Here is a 14,550-nt window from a genome sequence, read left to right on the forward strand (position 1 = left end):
TATACTGCCTATACAAAGGTCTTTTTAAACTCTTCTATGGCCGCCTTCAGTTTTTCTTCAATCTCCGGTTTTAACTGCTTTTCTTCCCTAATGGACTTGAGAATTTCCGCATGCTCGCTCTTCACGTACTGCAGGAAACCCTGTTCAAAGGGGCGTACCTTTTCCACCGGCAGGTCATCCAGGTAACCGCGCACGGCAGTAAAGATGGATACCACCTGCTCTTCAACGGGCATGGGCTGATACTGACCCTGCTTCAGGATTTCCATGGAGCGGGCACCGCGGTTCAAACGGGCCTGGGTGGCCTTATCCAGGTCGGAACCGAACTGGGCAAAAGCGGCCAGCTCACGGTACTGGGCCAAATCCAAACGCAGTGTACCGGCCACCTGCTTCATGGCTTTAATTTGTGCCGCACCACCAACCCGGGATACCGACAAGCCCACGTCAACCGCCGGCCGCATACCGGAGTTGAACAGGTCTGAATCCAAAAAGATCTGACCGTCGGTAATAGAGATAACGTTGGTGGGAATGTACGCTGACACGTCACCGGCCTGGGTTTCAATAATGGGCAGGGCGGTCAATGAACCGCCGCCGTACTCGTCGCTCATCTTAGCTGCCCGTTCCAGCAGGCGGGAGTGCAGGTAGAACACGTCACCGGGGAACGCTTCACGTCCGGGGGGACGGCGCAGCAGCAGCGACAGTTCACGGTAAGCGTTGGCCTGCTTGGTAAGGTCGTCGTAAATTACCAGCACGTCCTTACCCTGCTCCATGAATTCTTCACCGATGGCACAACCGGCATAAGGCGCGATGTACAAGAGCGGTGAAGGTTCAGAAGCGTTAGCGGCCACCACAATGGTGTACTCCATGGCGCCCTTGGCTTCCAGCACGCTGATTACGTTGGCCACGGTGGAAGCTTTCTGGCCCACGGCCACGTAGATACAAATCATATCCTGGCCTTTTTGGTTGATGATGGTGTCCACCGCGATGGCGGTTTTACCGGTTTGACGGTCACCAATGATTAACTCCCGCTGGCCCCGGCCGATGGGAATCATGGAGTCGATAGCTTTCAGACCGGTCTGCATGGGCTGGTGAACTGACTTACGGGTAATAACACCTGGAGCAATACGTTCAATGGGACGGAATTTATCAGACTTAATTTCTCCCTTACCGTCGATGGGCTGCCCCAACGGGTTGACAACCCGGCCGATCAGAGCGTCACCAACGGGAACGGAGATAATACGACCGGTGCGCTTAACGGTGTCACCCTCTTTAATGTGTGTGTATGGGCCCAGGATAACGCAGCCAATGTTGTCTTCTTCCAGGTTCAGGGCCATACCCAGGGTGCCACCGGGGAATTCCAGCAGCTCACTGGCCATACATTCTTCCAGGCCGTATACACGGGCAATACCGTCACCAACCTGAATAACGGTGCCAACGTCGGTAGCCTCAATCTGGGCCTGGTATTTATCGATCTGCTGCCTGATAATAGAGCTGATCTCTTCAGGTCGCAAATTCATCTACTGGTTCACCCCTATCTACTAACTAGTTTTGGACATCAGGCTCTGCTTAAGGGACTCAAGTTTATGTTTAACACTGCCGTCGATAACTTTATCCCCAATGCGTACCACCAGGCCGCCAATTAAAGAGGCATCCACCTTGTATTCCGGGCTCACCTCTTTACCGGCCAGGCGGTTCAATACTCCGGCCAGGCTTTTCTTCTGCTCCGCAGTGAGTTCTTTGGCAGATATTACCTCTGCATCAACCCTGTTGCGGGCTTCGTTGGCCTGGTTGATAAATTCTTCCACAATATCACTTAAATAGGCTTCGCGATGACGATCAACGATCAGGTATAAAAAGTTTATTGTAGTTTCAGAAACGCGGCCTTCAAACAGCTGGGAAACAACCTGCTTTTTCTCCGCCGTGGTAATTTGGGGGTGAAAGAGGATTTTCTGCAGACCCTGTTCCCCTTCAATGACCGCGTTTACCGCCTTCAACTCTGCTTCTAATGCATCCAGGCCATTGTTTGCAACGGCAATTTCATAAAGGGCCTGGGCATATCTTCTTGCCACAGCCCCCCTTAACATGGCAACTTACCTGCTTCGTCAATAAACTTTTTCACCAGATCGTCCTGCACGTCATCGGTAATTTTTTCAGAAACAACTTTATTGGCAATTAAAATTGACAGGCTGGCCACTTCATTTTTAAGCTCGGCAACAGCCTTTTCGCGCTCCATTTGAATATCCTGCAGGGCGCTTTCTTTAATACGGGTTGCTTCAGATTTAGCTGATTCAACAATTTTGGCCGCTTCTTCTTCAGCGGACTTAGTGGCCCTTTGTATGATAGCCTGGGCCTCTTCTTTCGCCTTGGCCAGCTGGGCATCAAGTTCGGCCCGCAGCTTTTCGGCCTCCCGGCGGTCTTTTTCTGCAGCCGCGATGTCGCTGCCAATCTTCTCTTTACGTTTTTCAATTACCCCGATCAGCGGTTTCCAAACAACAACACGCAGGAAAATTAACAGTATTACAAAGTGAAAAATCTGGGCTAAAAGGGTGGCGTTAAACAGCAGCGGGCCGCCGCCCTCCGCAGCTGACCGGGCAACTTCAATGGCTTGCAGTTCCACTTGTTCCCCTCCTTCCATCATCAGCGGGACAAATTAAGGCGATAGCAGGTTTGTTGGCCAAACCTGCTATGGCGCCCTTTGCTTATAAGCAAGAAATAAGTACAATTAAGCAGCTTTACCCATCAGCATGAACGCGATAACAACTGCGATAATGGGAAGGGCCTCGATCAAACCTACAGAGATGAACATGGTGGTTTGCAGTACACCTCTTGCTTCAGGCTGACGAGCGATACCTTCTACGGTTTTACCGGTAACCAGACCGTCACCGATACCGGCACCCAGAGATGCCAGACCTACAGCCAGGGCAGCACCCAGAGCAGCAGCAGCATTTAATTCCATTTGCATTCCCCTCCTTTCAAAAGTAAAATCTTTTAAACTTCACCTTTTTTTAGTGGTGCTTGTTAACGGCTTGTGATGTGTAAATAATGGTTAACATGCTGAAAATGAAGGCTTGGATAGTACCAACAAAGATACTGAACGCCAGCCAGATAACAGAGGGAATAAACCCGCCCATCAGCGATCCGCTTAACGGTATCAAGCCCAGCAGCACCGCGATCAGCACCTCACCGGCGTAAATGTTACCGAAAAGACGGAAGGCCAGTGTTACCGGCTTGGCCAGTTCCTCCACTATCACCAGCGGCAGGAAGAACGGGAAGGGTTCAACAAAATGCTTAAAGTGACCCAACCCCTTATCCTTCAGGCCAAGGAACTGTGTGGTAAAAAACACCATTAAGGCCAGCCCCATGGTTGTATTTACATCCGCCGTGGGCGACATCATAGTGGGCACTAAGCCCAGCATATTGGCAAACCAGAGAAAGGTAAATAATGTAACAATAAATGTAACCATGGAAGCGGCGCGTTTATCGCTGGTGATGTTGTCAAAAATTAGTCCCTTTAAGTATTCGTAGACCGACTCGTATACCACCTGCAGCCGGCTGGGCTTATCCATGCTTAAATTCCTGGTGGCCAGCACACCAACCAGCGCCACAATAGCCATTACAATCCAGGTCATCACTATTGTTTTAACGTTGACATCAATGGAATAGCCCGCCACCGTACCCAGGTGAGTGGGGCCGTGGGCTGCTTCCCCTAAAATTTTCTCCCAGAGCACTCCTATTTCCTCATGGACCTGCTCTAAACTCTTCATATTCTCCCCCCTTTCACGCTAATTTTTATTTTTTAATACCAGGTAAGCTTTGTAATCATTCAGCAGGCTGATGTTAAAATCTATCATTGTTATCATGGGGGCCACAAATATACCGAAAGCCACCCCGTATATATCCAGCGCATCGAACCTGATGGCCAGGAAAAGCACGGCCATAATCATTAAAAGCCGCATGAAAAAGCCCATGCGCATAAAGGCCACCGCCTTTTCAAAGGGCATATCGGCAATATGCTTCATGCGGTTGTATATCAGTACCGAATTTACCACCCCAACCACCGTGCCGATAACCAGCCCCCACCTAAAGGGAGAAGAGGGTTCTAAAATCAAGCCCAGGGAAAAAACGAATCCCACTATACCGGTAAACTTAATGGTGCGGGCCAGCTGCACGTTTAAGCTGCGGGCTTTGTGCAAATCCAGCATTTCACTTCACACCCTTGTCCTGTTTATCTTTAAAAAACGCATTCAGTGTATTAATTATGCCCATTACACCAACGGCCAAACCCGCCAGCAGGCCGATAATCAAAAACACCGGGGCGGTATCCAACCTGTGGTCTATGTACCTGCCGCCGTAGAACCCCAGCACCGAGGTAATGGCCAGCTCCATCCCGATGGTGGTGGTTATGGCCAGGGCTTGTAAAGGTGAACCTTTTTTCAATCCATTTTTATTTGTACGCTTATCCCGGTTATTTATGTCTCCATTAACTCCTTTTTTCACAATTTAATACCATTAAATGGATAATTTGTAAGCCAAAGGGCCTTTATATTTATCAGAACCTTCTGTTTCTGACAAATCAGAACTTTTGACAAGAGACAAATTCTACATTAATTAGATTATTCCTTCCGCCGAGGTAACTAATTTTTATTTTTTTACGAAATTTATCGACTATTTTAACAAATTCTAATGATAGTGAAATAATCTTCTAGTTTTTACAATTATTTTTAATAATAAACTGCTCCGGCGGCCTGCTGGATATGTTCCATTTGTAACAAATAGCCTGGGTTATTCTGGCCGATGCCCTTCCATCCCCGTAGGGGTTTACTGCCTCTGCCATGCTGTTGTAAGCCTTCGGATTGTCCAAAAGTTCCCTGGTCTGCCTGCTTACACTTTCTCTGGCCGTGCCAATCAACCGCACCGTTCCCGCCCGCACCGCCTCCGGCCGCTCGGTGGTGTCCCTCAGCACCAGCACCGGTTTGCCCAGCGCCGGGGCTTCCTCCTGCATGCCGCCGGAATCGGTAAGCACCAGGTAGCAGCGCTGCATGAGATTGATAAAAGGTTGGTAATCCAACGGTTCGATTAGATGAACCCGCGGTAAATCTCCCAGCACATCCCTTACCGCCCGGCGCACGGCCGGGTTTTTATGCATGGGAAATACTATTTCCACATCGGGGTAATCGCTGACTATTTCCTTTAAGGCAGCGTATATGTCCCGCATGGGACGGCCGAGGTTTTCCCGGCGGTGAGTGGTTACCAGCAGCACCCGGCGGCGGGCAAAGTCTATGCCGTCCAGTTCGGGAATGTTGAATGTGTAGTTATCCCGCACCGCCGCTTTCAGGGCATCGATAACGGTGTTGCCGGTGACATATATTTTTTCCCCGCTGACCCCTTCCCGCAGCAGGTTTTCCCGGGCGGTTTCCGTGGGGGCAAAGTGTATATCCGCCAGCACCCCGGTAAGCCGCCGGTTCATTTCCTCCGGGTAGGGGGAGTATTTGTTGTTGGTGCGCAGACCCGCCTCCACATGCCCCACCGGTATCTGCCGGTAAAAGGCGGCCAGCGAAGCAGCAAAGGTGGTGGTGGTGTCACCGTGCACCAGTACCAGGTCCGGCCGAGCCCGGTGCATTACCTCCTGCAGGCCGGCCAAAGCCCGGTTGGTGATATCAAACAGCGTCTGACCGGCCTGCATAATGTTCAGGTCGTATTCCGGTTTGATGCGGAAAAGTTCCAGCACCCGGTCCAGCATTTCCCGGTGCTGGGCGGTAACGGCAACGCTGCATTGAATGCCTTCGGTTTTCTGCAGTTCCAGCACCAGCGGTGCCATTTTTATAGCCTCCGGGCGAGTTCCGAATATGGTTAATACTTTTAGCATTTTATTTCTCCCCTGCCGCCTTTATTTCCCTGGTGGTGCCGCCTGCAGCCTGGGTATCCACAATGTAACCCTTTCGTTTTAATTTTTCCACGTGTTCCTGGTGCAGCGCGTCTATATCCACACCGTACTGTTCTTCCAGCACAAACATCATGGACACCGCCGTTTGGGCTACATCCAGCAGTTCTCTGGAAATCACCTGCATAACCTGTTTTTCATCCAGGCGGGAGGCTTCACCGCTCATTCCCCGCAGTTTGCCGATGGCCTGAGCCAGCTCCCCCGCCTCCTCCATCAGTTTCAGGGCGGTGGATTCCAGGGTCGGTGAAAGGTTATTCAGCTTGGGCAGCGTCACTTTTTTAGTCTGCATTACCTTCACCATCTCATCTATTATTTTCCAGTTAAGTTTTAAATATACAGGTGCCGGGTAATTAATTCTACTTTAAAAACGAAATTCCTGCCGCAGCGCTCACTTCTGCCCCCGGCTGCTTTATCGGGCATGGAACTGTACCAGTTCTATCCCCGCTTCTTTAAACATTTCCAGGGATAGTTCATCGGGGTAATCGCCGGCGAACACCACTCTTTTTATCCCGGCGTTGATAATCATTTTAGCGCACAGCACGCATGGTTGAGTGGTGGAGTAAAGGGTGGCGCCTTTTATGGCCACCCCGTGCACCGCTGCCTGGAGGAGGGCGTTTTGCTCCGCGTGCAGTCCCCGGCACAGCTCGTGCCTTTGACCGGAGGGTATGCCCTGTTCCCGGCGCAGGCATCCCGTTTCCAGGCAGTGTTTCAGCCCGGAGGGGGCACCGTTGTAGCCGCTGGCCAGTATGTGGTTGTCCTTTACCAGCACCGCTCCCACCCTGCGGCGGAGGCAGGTTGAGCGGGAAGCCACCACCTTGGTTATATCCATAAAATATTGATCCCAATCCGGGCGCATACTATCCACCCCATCACTAACTACCACCGGTACAGCGGGTACTTTTGGCACAGGCCGGCGGCCAGTTCTTTGGCTTCTGCCACTGCTTCCCGGTTGTCTTTCTGGTTGATGGCTTTATCTATAATTTCCGCTATTACCTTCATGTCTTCTTCTTTCATTCCCCGGCTGGTTACGGCAGGGGTGCCCAAACGAATGCCGCTGGTTACGAAGGGTTTTTCCGGGTCAAAGGGAATGGCGTTTTTGTTCACCGTTACTCCCACTTCTTCCAGCAGTTTTTCCGCCTCTTTACCGGTTACACCGTTGGCCCTTAAGTCAACCAGCACCAGGTGGTTGTCGGTGCCGCCGGATACCAGGTTGAAGCCCCGTTCCTGCAGGGATTGGGCCAGGGTTTGGGCGTTGTTTACTATCTGCTGCTGGTAGGCTTTAAATTCCGGCTTCAGCGCTTCCCCAAAGGCCGCTGCCTTGGCGGCAATAACGTGCATCAGCGGGCCGCCCTGGCTGCCGGGGAATACCGCTTTATCTATATCTTTGGCATATTTTTCTTTGCACAGTATGGCACCGCCCCGGGGACCGCGCAGCGTTTTGTGGGTGGTGGTGGTTACCACATCGGCATAGGGCACCGGGTTGATGTGCAGACCGGCGGCACACAGGCCGGCAATGTGGGCCATATCCACCATTAGGTAGGCCCCCGCTTCCCGGGCAATTTCAGCCATTTTGGCAAAATCTATTTCCCGCGGATAGGCGCTGGCGCCGGCCACAATCATTTTGGGCCGGTGTTTTAGAGCCAGTTCGCGCAGCCGGTCGTAGTCGATGCGCTGGGTGCGCTCATCCACACCGTAGGCCACGATATTGAAATATTTACCGGATACGTTTACCGGGCTGCCGTGGGTAAGGTGGCCGCCGTGGGCCAGGTTCATACCCAGTATGGTATCCCCCGGTTTCAGCAGCGCCAGGTACACCGCAAAGTTGGCGTTGGCCCCGGAGTGGGGCTGCACGTTAACATGCTCGGCACCAAAGAGTTTTTTCAACCGCTCCCTGGCCAGTTCTTCGGCAATATCCACAAATTGACAGCCGCCGTAGTAGCGCCTGCCCGGGTAGCCCTCGGCATATTTGTTGGTCAGCACTGAGCCCTGGGCTTCCATCACCGCCCGGCTGACAAAGTTTTCTGAGGCAATCAGTTCAATGGTGCTGCGCTGGCGGTCAATCTCCTTGGATATGGCCTGGTAAAGTTCGGGGTCTGTTTCCATTAAATGTCTCACATCTACCAATTTCTCTTCTCCTCTCCAGAATTAGCTTGCTCTACTTACTATACTTCTGCTCTATGCCGGTAATTTTATCCACCCGGCGCTGGTGCCTGCCGCCGGCAAAGTCTGTTTCTAAAAAGGTTTTAACCAGTTCTTTAGCTGTTTGGGCGGTTATTACCCGGGAACCAAAGGCTAAAATGTTAGCGTTGTTGTGCTCCCGGCACATTTGAGCTGTGTATTGATCGTGGCAGTTAGCCGCCCTGATGCCGGGCACTTTGTTGGCGGCAATACTTATGCCGATGCCGGTGCCGCAGATAACGATCCCTCTTTCGGCATCGCCAAAAGCCACCGCCTCGGCCACTTTCAGCGCTAAATCCGGGTAGTCCACCGAGTCCCCGGAATATGTACCGTGGTCTTCCACTTCTACTCCGTCAAAGTTCTTCAGGTACTGGATTATTTCGTTTTTCAGCTCGTATCCTGCGTGGTCGCAGCCGATAGCCAGTTTCAATTGTGTCACTCCTATTCTATTCTAAAAAAGTTATTCTGCTGGGCCGGCAGCTTTTTAACCTGCGCTGAATAATGTTTTTGTTTTTATTCTGTATTTAAATTACTTTTTCCTTCATTGTCCCACAGCCTGTCCAGGGCTTTTTCCAGCAGCTGTTCCAATTTGTCGGCACAGCTTTTGTATACTTCCACCGGCTGTCCCACCGGATCCGGTATATCCCCGGTTTCCCCGGCATAATGGGACAGGGTGTATGTTTTCTCTGCCGCTTCCGGAGAAAGCTCAAGCACCTGCTGTTTTTGGGCAGAGGTCATGGTCAGTATCAGGTCGGCAGATTTTACCAGTTCTTCGCTCAGCGCCGCTGCCCGGTGTTTTTTTATGTCTATACCCCTTTCGGCCAGGGCTTGCACCGCCTGTTCCGCCGCCGGGCTGCCCGGCCAGGCCATGGTGCCGGCAGATATAACTTCTATTTCCGTATCTAGGCCCCGCCCGGCCAGTATGGCCCTGGCCAATCCTTCGGCCATGCTGCTGCGGCAGGTGTTGCCGGTGCACACAAACAGGATTTTCATTCTTTTACCATCACCTCGCCTTCCATAATACGGGTTTATTGTTTTAGAAAAACAGCTTAATACCTATCCCGATCAGAATTATTCCCCCCGCCATCTGCGCCCGCCGGCCTATTTTGTTTCCCACATAGCGCCCGAAGGTCAGCCCGGCGTAGGTCATCATTCCGGCCACCGCTCCCATTACAGCAGCGGCTTGATAAAGATTTACCGTCCGGGTGCCCAGGGTAAAGCCCACGCTTAAGGCGTCCATGCTCACGCTGGCCGCCAGCATCACCAGGCCCCCGGTGTTGGCCAGCAGTATTTTCTGCTCCTCTTCTTCAGAGAGCATATCTTTAATCATTTTCACTCCCAGGTATATGAGCAGCAGCGCACCGGCTATGGCGGCGGCACGACCGATGTATCTTCCCACCAGCTCGCCCGCATAGTAGCCGGCAATGGGCATAATGACGTGAAACACCGCTATGGTAAAGGTAAGAACATAAACCTGCCGCCGTAAAACACCGGACATACCGATACCCACGCACAGGGACATGGCATCGGTGCCCAGTGCCGCCGCCAGCAGAAACAGGGTTACCAGACTCATTATGTACCTCCGTATTTATCACTCCGCCCGAGTTTTAGTTTATGTAGGCGGGTTAAAAAGTATCAGTTTCGGCCGCTGCAGCTTTTACTATCTTCCCGGCGGCTCTTCTTAAACGATCCATTACCGCTCTGCCCAGGCCGGTATCGGGCATTCCCTCGGCTATGATGACATCAACGCCCAGCATGTCAAACCGGCGCAGGGCTGCGTAAAGAACGGCGGCAGCAGCAGCGGGATTGCCGCGGCTGCCGTAAGACAGCACCTCTGCCCCCCGGTAGCGGCGGGCATTTTCTGCGCTGGCCAAAACACCCACTTTTTTATTTTCCCCCTGATAACGTTTAATCAGCTCTTCGGTGTGCCGGGCAATGTCCTCCGCCCTGCCTTCCAGCAGCACCACGCCGGCTTTGGGCGCGTAGTGTTTGTATTTTAATCCCGGTGAGCGGGGTTTGATGTTTTGCCGGTCTTTTTCCAGGGCAGCAGCATATTTTACCTGCCCGATCACCGGAATCAGCTGTTCAGCGGTGATCCCGCCGGGGCGCAGAATAACCGGTTCACCGGTGCTGATATCCAGCACGGTGGATTCCACTCCCAGGTTGGAGGGCCCGCCGTCCAGCACGCCGTCAACGCGCCCCGCCAGGTCTTCCAGCACGTGGCGGGCGGTGGTGGGGCTGGGACTGCCGGACAGATTGGCACTGGGGGCGGCCACCGGCACCCCCGCCGCGGCAATTAACTGCCTGGCCACCGGGTGGTCGGGCATGCGCACCGCCACCGTGTTTAACCCGCCGGTTACTTCGGGGGGTACAAGCCGGCTTTTGGGCAGCACCAGCGTCAGCGGCCCCGGCCAAAAGGTGTGCATCAGTTTTAACGCCCTGGGGCTGCAGCCCGCGGATAGTTTTTTTACTTCGTCGATACCGGCCACATGCACTATCAGCGGGTTGTCTGAAGGACGGCCTTTGGCTTTAAATATTTTTTTTACCGCTTTCCCATCCAGGGCATTGGCTCCCAGGCCGTATACCGTTTCGGTGGGAAAGGCCACCAGTCCCCCCCGGGCAATGATGGCACCGGCTTCTTTTATAGCTTGATTATCCCGGTGGATATCGTCGATTTTCCAGTACCGGGTGTTATTTTTTTGCATTTTCTGCCACTCCCATCTCACGCAGTAGTATAGCACAAAATATGCTGGCATAAAACCGGCAGCAGTTAAATATGGATAAGTGCAGCGGAAATTCATGCCGGTGCAAAAGCCACCGGCCTTGGAACTGCCAATATTTTAAGCGGGGGGTTGGCATGGGTTTTATTGCTATGCTTGTTTCTGCCTTCGGCATCGGGGCGCTGCATGCCCTGGAACCGGGGCACGGAAAAAGTATTATGGGGGCTTATTTGGTGCTTTCCCGGGGGCGGGCCGTTCACGCTGTGGTGCTGGGGCTTACTTCCGCCGTTACTCACACCGGCGTTATTGTAATAATGTCCCTGGCCGCCCATGGTGTTTTGGGGGCGGCAGCGGGGCCCACGGGAATGTCCGGTGAAAGGACGGAACTGTGGCTGAAGGTGATTTCCGGGCTGTTTATTACCGTCATCGGGCTGCGCATGGCGCTGCGGCGGGCGCCGGGGTGCAGCTGCGGCTGCAGCACCGGGCACCTGCCCGCCGACAGCAGCACGGTGGAGTGGCCCACCCTGGTGCTGCTGGGGGTAACCAACGGTTTAATACCCTGTCCCAGCGCGCTGGCAGTGCTTTTGATGAGCATCAGCACCGGGGCGCTGGCCAGCGGTATGGCGCTGGTGGTAGCCTTCGGTGTGGGCGGGGCGGCAGCGTTAATAGCGGTGGGGTTGGCGCTTTTAAAGCTATCTAAAGGTGCAGTTAATTTAACCGGCCGCCGGGGCTGGTCCCGGCTGGCTAATTTAAGCGGGGGGATTATCGCCGCCATCGGTTTCTTTACCTGTTACGGGGCGGTAAAGGCATTACTGGTTTAGATTATCTTTTTTCAGCCGCTATCAGGCGCTCCCTGCCGCCCAGGTCGCGGTACAGCTTCGCCTGCCAATTATTAAGCAGGTTTAGAGCCGTTTCCCCCTGTCCCGGGCCTATTTCCAGCAGCAGGTGCCCCCCCGGTTTAATTAGCTTTTGGGCCTGGGGTATCAGCTGGCGGTAAAGGTCCAGGCCGTCGGGGCCCCCGTCCAGCGCCAGCAGCGGTTCCCGCCGCACTTCCCTGGACAGGCCCGGTATATCACCGCTGGGCACGTAGGGTAGGTTAGCTGCAATTATGTCCACCGGCTCACCGTTCAGCCGCTCCATCACCGGCTCCAGCAGGCTGCCCTTTAAAAACACCACCCGGTCATCCACAGCGTGGGTGCGGGCGTTTTTTTGGGCTACTTCCAGGGCCGGGGCTGAAATGTCCACCGCCAGCACCCGCAGGGTTGGAACCAGGTGGGCGGTACTCACCGCAATGGCACCGCTGCCGGTGCCCACATCCACCATCAGGGGCCGGCCGCCGGCACGCTTTGACAGCAGGTGTACCGCCGTTTCCACCAGCAGCTCGGTATCCGGCCGGGGAATCAGCACCGCGGGGGTAACGGTAAAATCCAGGCCCATAAATTCCTTATGCCCCACCAGGTAGGCCACCGGGTGGCCCTGGGCCCGTTTCTGCACCAGCCGGTTGTAGTGCTGCAGCTGGCCCGGCTCCAGCCGGCGGTGGGCACCGGCATATAGAGCGGCCCGGCTGCAGCCCAGCACGTGGGCCAGCAGTACCTCGGCATCCAGCCGCGGCTGCTCGATGTCTTTTTGCTGCAGCAAAGCCCTGGCACCGGCCAGGGCTGTTTCTATGTTAGTGTATCGCACGTTTTTCTACTCCAGCTCTTTCAGTTTTTCGGCCTGTTCCGCCGTGGTCAGCGCTTCTATAATTTCGTCCAGCCGGCCCTGCAGCACTTCACCGAGCCGGTGCAGCGTTAAACCGATGCGGTGATCCGTTACCCGGTTCTGCGGGAAATTGTAGGTGCGGATGCGCTCGCTGCGATCGCCGCTGCCGATCATTGATTTACGGGCACCGGCAATTTGCTCCTGCTGTTCCCTCTGGGCCTTTTCATACAATCTTGCCCGCAGCACTTTCATGGCTTTGTCTTTGTTTTTGTGCTGGGACTTTTCGTCCTGGCAGGAAACAACTATCCCCGTGGGCAGGTGGGTAATCCGCACCGCCGACTGGGTGGTGTTCACCGACTGACCTCCCGGACCGCTGGAACAGAACAGGTCTATCCGTATATCGTTGGGGTTAATTTCAATTTCTACCTCTTCTGCCTCCGGCATTACCGCCACGGTGGCGGCGGAGGTGTGAATGCGCCCACCGCTTTCGGTAACCGGCACCCTTTGTACCCGGTGCACACCGCTTTCAAATTTCAGCGCGCTGTAGGCACCTTTACCCACCACCATGAAAACGATTTCTTTAATGCCATCCATATCCGTGTAGTGGGTATTCATGATGTCAATTTTCCAACCCCGTTCTTCGGCAAAGCGGCTGTACATGCGGAACAGGTCGGCAGCAAACAGCGCCGCTTCTTCCCCGCCGGTACCGGCTCTGATTTCCACAATGACGTTTTTCTCGTCGTTGGGGTCTTTGGGCAGCAGCAGCACTTTCAGCTGCTGCTCCAACTGCTCTTTTTTCTCCTTCAGTTCCCGCTGCTCCGCTTCGGCCATTTCTTTCAGTTCCGGGTCCAGGTTTTCTTTGAGCATCTGCTTGGTGTCTTCCAGCTCCTGCAGCACTTTTTTGTACTGCCTATATACTCCCACTATTTCCTGCAGCTCGTTGTGACTTTTCACATACTGCTGCCAGCGGTTGTGATCGGCTATTACTTCCGGATCGGAGATTAGTTTGTTTAGCTCTTCATATTTTTCTTCCAATTGATCCAGCTTATCCAACATGGGTTTCACCTTCCTCCAAAACGGCCTTTAATGCTGTAATGGCTACCTCCACCTGCCGGTCGTCCGGTTCACCGGTGGTCAGTTTCTGCAGCCACAGCCCGGGGGCAATGACCGCTCTGCACAGGCGGTTATGGGCGTACCTGCCCGATAGTTTAAGCAGTTCGTACGACAGTCCCGCCACCACCGGCAGCAGCAGTACCCGGGACAGCACGCGCCACAGTATGTCTTCGTTGTGCCCCAGAATGGCAAATACAAATATGCTCACCACCATCACAATGAGCAGAAAGCTGGTGCCGCACCGGGGGTGCAGTGTAGAGTAGCGCTGTACGTTTTCCGTTTCCAGCGGTTCCCCCGCCTCGTAGGCATTTATTACTTTATGTTCGGCACCGTGGTATTGAAACACCCGCTGAATGTCTTTCACCCGGGATATGGCCACCACGTAGGCCAAAAACACCCCGATGCGCACTATTCCCTCTATGACGTTGTTCCAGAAGGGATTTTGCACTGCGGCCGCCGCCCAGTGGGTTACCGCCGTAGGCAGAACCACAAACAGCAGTACGGCCAGCCCCAGGGCAAACAGGATGGTTAAAATCATTTCTTTTTTGGTCAGCTCTTCCTCTTCATCTACAGCCTGGCTGGCTGAATAGCTCAGCGCCTCCAGCCCCATGGCCAGGGATTCAAAGAGAACCACCACCCCGCGAATGCCCGGCCATTTTAAAAAGGGCAGTTTTTGGGTAATGGAGCCGATGGGACGCTTATCGGTAACGATGGAATTATCCGGCCTGCGCACGGCAATGGAACGGGTTTTGGGACCGCGCATCATTACCCCTTCAATAACTGCCTGGCCGCCGTATTGAAAGCCGCCTTTCACTTCAATAACACCCCTCTTGCGTTACTAAGCCGGTGTCTTTTGCAGTAAGCCACCGCTTTGATATTATAAATTAAAATTGGTATTTG

The 14,550-nt window shown here is 53.7% G+C and carries 19 protein-coding genes; 1 reads left to right on the top strand and 18 read right to left on the bottom strand.

What is annotated here, in order from left to right:
- Positions 1-8: 8 nt before the first annotated feature.
- The 15 genes from atpA to JOC37_RS00535 form a co-directional block, all read right to left on the bottom strand.
- Entirely contained in the window at positions 9-1,514 is a 1,506-nt protein-coding gene (gene atpA / locus JOC37_RS00465) for a F0F1 ATP synthase subunit alpha (RefSeq protein ID WP_204614880.1), read from the bottom strand.
- Between the two features lie 21 nt (positions 1,515-1,535).
- On the bottom strand, positions 1,536-2,081 hold the full coding sequence (locus JOC37_RS00470; protein ID WP_204614881.1) for a F0F1 ATP synthase subunit delta: 546 nt from the start codon (positions 2,079-2,081) through the stop codon (positions 1,536-1,538).
- Complete coding sequence (gene atpF / locus JOC37_RS00475; RefSeq protein WP_476580491.1) at positions 2,075-2,614, bottom strand: F0F1 ATP synthase subunit B; 540 nt, start codon at positions 2,612-2,614, stop codon at positions 2,075-2,077. Before atpF ends, JOC37_RS00470 begins: the two co-directional genes overlap by 7 nt.
- A gap of 105 nt (positions 2,615-2,719) precedes the next feature.
- Positions 2,720-2,953 (bottom strand): F0F1 ATP synthase subunit C, encoded by a 234-nt coding sequence (gene atpE / locus JOC37_RS00480; RefSeq protein WP_204614882.1) that lies wholly within the window; start codon positions 2,951-2,953, stop codon positions 2,720-2,722.
- Positions 2,954-3,002: 49 nt separating this feature from the next.
- Positions 3,003-3,761 carry a F0F1 ATP synthase subunit A gene (gene atpB / locus JOC37_RS00485; protein ID WP_204614883.1) on the bottom strand — a complete coding sequence of 253 codons (759 nt, stop codon included), beginning with the start codon at positions 3,759-3,761 and terminating at the stop codon, positions 3,003-3,005.
- A gap of 18 nt (positions 3,762-3,779) precedes the next feature.
- Complete coding sequence (locus tag JOC37_RS00490) at positions 3,780-4,199, bottom strand: ATP synthase subunit I (RefSeq protein WP_204614884.1); 420 nt, start codon at positions 4,197-4,199, stop codon at positions 3,780-3,782.
- 1 nt (position 4,200) lies between these two features.
- Entirely contained in the window at positions 4,201-4,494 is a 294-nt protein-coding gene (locus tag JOC37_RS00495; RefSeq protein WP_338017307.1) for an AtpZ/AtpI family protein, read from the bottom strand.
- A 205-nt stretch (positions 4,495-4,699) separates the two neighbouring features.
- The gene (wecB, locus tag JOC37_RS00500; RefSeq protein ID WP_204614885.1) at positions 4,700-5,863 is read right to left on the bottom strand and encodes a non-hydrolyzing UDP-N-acetylglucosamine 2-epimerase; all 1,164 of its coding nucleotides are present in this window, start codon (positions 5,861-5,863) and stop codon (positions 4,700-4,702) included.
- A 1-nt stretch (position 5,864) separates the two neighbouring features.
- On the bottom strand, positions 5,865-6,227 hold the full coding sequence (locus tag JOC37_RS00505) for a MazG-like family protein (protein ID WP_204614886.1): 363 nt from the start codon (positions 6,225-6,227) through the stop codon (positions 5,865-5,867).
- Positions 6,228-6,347: 120 nt separating this feature from the next.
- Positions 6,348-6,794, bottom strand: a complete 447-nt coding sequence (locus JOC37_RS00510) for a deoxycytidylate deaminase (RefSeq protein ID WP_204614934.1) — start codon at positions 6,792-6,794, stop codon at positions 6,348-6,350.
- A 20-nt stretch (positions 6,795-6,814) separates the two neighbouring features.
- Positions 6,815-8,041: a serine hydroxymethyltransferase gene (glyA, locus tag JOC37_RS00515; protein ID WP_204614935.1), complete on the bottom strand. Its 1,227-nt coding sequence runs from the start codon at positions 8,039-8,041 to the stop codon at positions 6,815-6,817.
- Between the two features lie 52 nt (positions 8,042-8,093).
- Entirely contained in the window at positions 8,094-8,546 is a 453-nt protein-coding gene (gene rpiB / locus JOC37_RS00520; RefSeq protein ID WP_204614887.1) for a ribose 5-phosphate isomerase B, read from the bottom strand.
- An 83-nt stretch (positions 8,547-8,629) separates the two neighbouring features.
- The gene (locus JOC37_RS00525) at positions 8,630-9,109 is read right to left on the bottom strand and encodes a low molecular weight protein arginine phosphatase (RefSeq protein ID WP_204614888.1); all 480 of its coding nucleotides are present in this window, start codon (positions 9,107-9,109) and stop codon (positions 8,630-8,632) included.
- A 43-nt stretch (positions 9,110-9,152) separates the two neighbouring features.
- The gene (locus tag JOC37_RS00530; protein ID WP_204614889.1) at positions 9,153-9,689 is read right to left on the bottom strand and encodes a manganese efflux pump MntP; all 537 of its coding nucleotides are present in this window, start codon (positions 9,687-9,689) and stop codon (positions 9,153-9,155) included.
- A gap of 52 nt (positions 9,690-9,741) precedes the next feature.
- Positions 9,742-10,821, bottom strand: coding sequence for an L-threonylcarbamoyladenylate synthase (locus JOC37_RS00535; protein ID WP_204614890.1), 1,080 nt, complete (start codon positions 10,819-10,821; stop codon positions 9,742-9,744).
- 152 nt (positions 10,822-10,973) lie between these two features.
- Here JOC37_RS00535 and JOC37_RS00540 point away from each other — a divergent pair, with 152 nt between their 5' ends.
- Positions 10,974-11,657 (top strand): nickel/cobalt transporter, encoded by a 684-nt coding sequence (locus JOC37_RS00540; RefSeq protein WP_204614891.1) that lies wholly within the window; start codon positions 10,974-10,976, stop codon positions 11,655-11,657.
- 1 nt (position 11,658) lies between these two features.
- On the opposite strand, the gene prmC is transcribed toward JOC37_RS00540, so the two are convergent.
- The 3 genes from prmC to JOC37_RS00555 are packed head-to-tail and all read right to left on the bottom strand — an operon-like array spanning position 11,659 to position 14,464.
- The gene (gene prmC, locus JOC37_RS00545) at positions 11,659-12,519 is read right to left on the bottom strand and encodes a peptide chain release factor N(5)-glutamine methyltransferase (protein WP_338017308.1); all 861 of its coding nucleotides are present in this window, start codon (positions 12,517-12,519) and stop codon (positions 11,659-11,661) included.
- A gap of 6 nt (positions 12,520-12,525) precedes the next feature.
- A complete protein-coding gene (gene prfA, locus JOC37_RS00550; protein ID WP_204614892.1) occupies positions 12,526-13,593 on the bottom strand; it encodes a peptide chain release factor 1 in 1,068 nt (355 codons plus the stop codon).
- On the bottom strand, positions 13,583-14,464 hold the full coding sequence (locus JOC37_RS00555; protein WP_338017309.1) for a DUF1385 domain-containing protein: 882 nt from the start codon (positions 14,462-14,464) through the stop codon (positions 13,583-13,585). Before JOC37_RS00555 ends, prfA begins: the two co-directional genes overlap by 11 nt.
- Positions 14,465-14,550 lie beyond the last annotated feature (86 nt).

The sequence above is a fragment of the Desulforadius tongensis genome, assembly GCF_016907915.1.
In the GTDB taxonomy this organism is placed as follows: Bacteria; Bacillota; Desulfotomaculia; order Desulfotomaculales; family Desulfohalotomaculaceae; genus Desulforadius; species Desulforadius tongensis.

What these genes read in the sequence shown, in the direction of transcription:
- prfA (WP_204614892.1), bottom strand. Translation starts at nt 13,593, where the DNA reads ATGTTGGATAAGCTGGATCAATTGGAAGAAAAATATGAAGAGCTAAAC.
- atpE (WP_204614882.1), bottom strand. Translation starts at nt 2,953, where the DNA reads ATGGAATTAAATGCTGCTGCTGCTCTGGGTGCTGCCCTGGCTGTAGGT.
- JOC37_RS00490 (WP_204614884.1), bottom strand. Translation starts at nt 4,199, where the DNA reads ATGCTGGATTTGCACAAAGCCCGCAGCTTAAACGTGCAGCTGGCCCGC.
- atpA (WP_204614880.1), bottom strand. Translation starts at nt 1,514, where the DNA reads ATGAATTTGCGACCTGAAGAGATCAGCTCTATTATCAGGCAGCAGATC.
- JOC37_RS00530 (WP_204614889.1), bottom strand. Translation starts at nt 9,689, where the DNA reads ATGAGTCTGGTAACCCTGTTTCTGCTGGCGGCGGCACTGGGCACCGAT.
- wecB (WP_204614885.1), bottom strand. Translation starts at nt 5,863, where the DNA reads ATGCTAAAAGTATTAACCATATTCGGAACTCGCCCGGAGGCTATAAAA.
- glyA (WP_204614935.1), bottom strand. Translation starts at nt 8,041, where the DNA reads ATGGAAACAGACCCCGAACTTTACCAGGCCATATCCAAGGAGATTGAC.
- JOC37_RS00510 (WP_204614934.1), bottom strand. Translation starts at nt 6,794, where the DNA reads ATGCGCCCGGATTGGGATCAATATTTTATGGATATAACCAAGGTGGTG.
- JOC37_RS00540 (WP_204614891.1), top strand. Translation starts at nt 10,974, where the DNA reads ATGGGTTTTATTGCTATGCTTGTTTCTGCCTTCGGCATCGGGGCGCTG.
- JOC37_RS00525 (WP_204614888.1), bottom strand. Translation starts at nt 9,109, where the DNA reads ATGAAAATCCTGTTTGTGTGCACCGGCAACACCTGCCGCAGCAGCATG.
- atpB (WP_204614883.1), bottom strand. Translation starts at nt 3,761, where the DNA reads ATGAAGAGTTTAGAGCAGGTCCATGAGGAAATAGGAGTGCTCTGGGAG.
- JOC37_RS00535 (WP_204614890.1), bottom strand. Translation starts at nt 10,821, where the DNA reads ATGCAAAAAAATAACACCCGGTACTGGAAAATCGACGATATCCACCGG.
- JOC37_RS00470 (WP_204614881.1), bottom strand. Translation starts at nt 2,081, where the DNA reads ATGTTAAGGGGGGCTGTGGCAAGAAGATATGCCCAGGCCCTTTATGAA.
- JOC37_RS00505 (WP_204614886.1), bottom strand. Translation starts at nt 6,227, where the DNA reads ATGCAGACTAAAAAAGTGACGCTGCCCAAGCTGAATAACCTTTCACCG.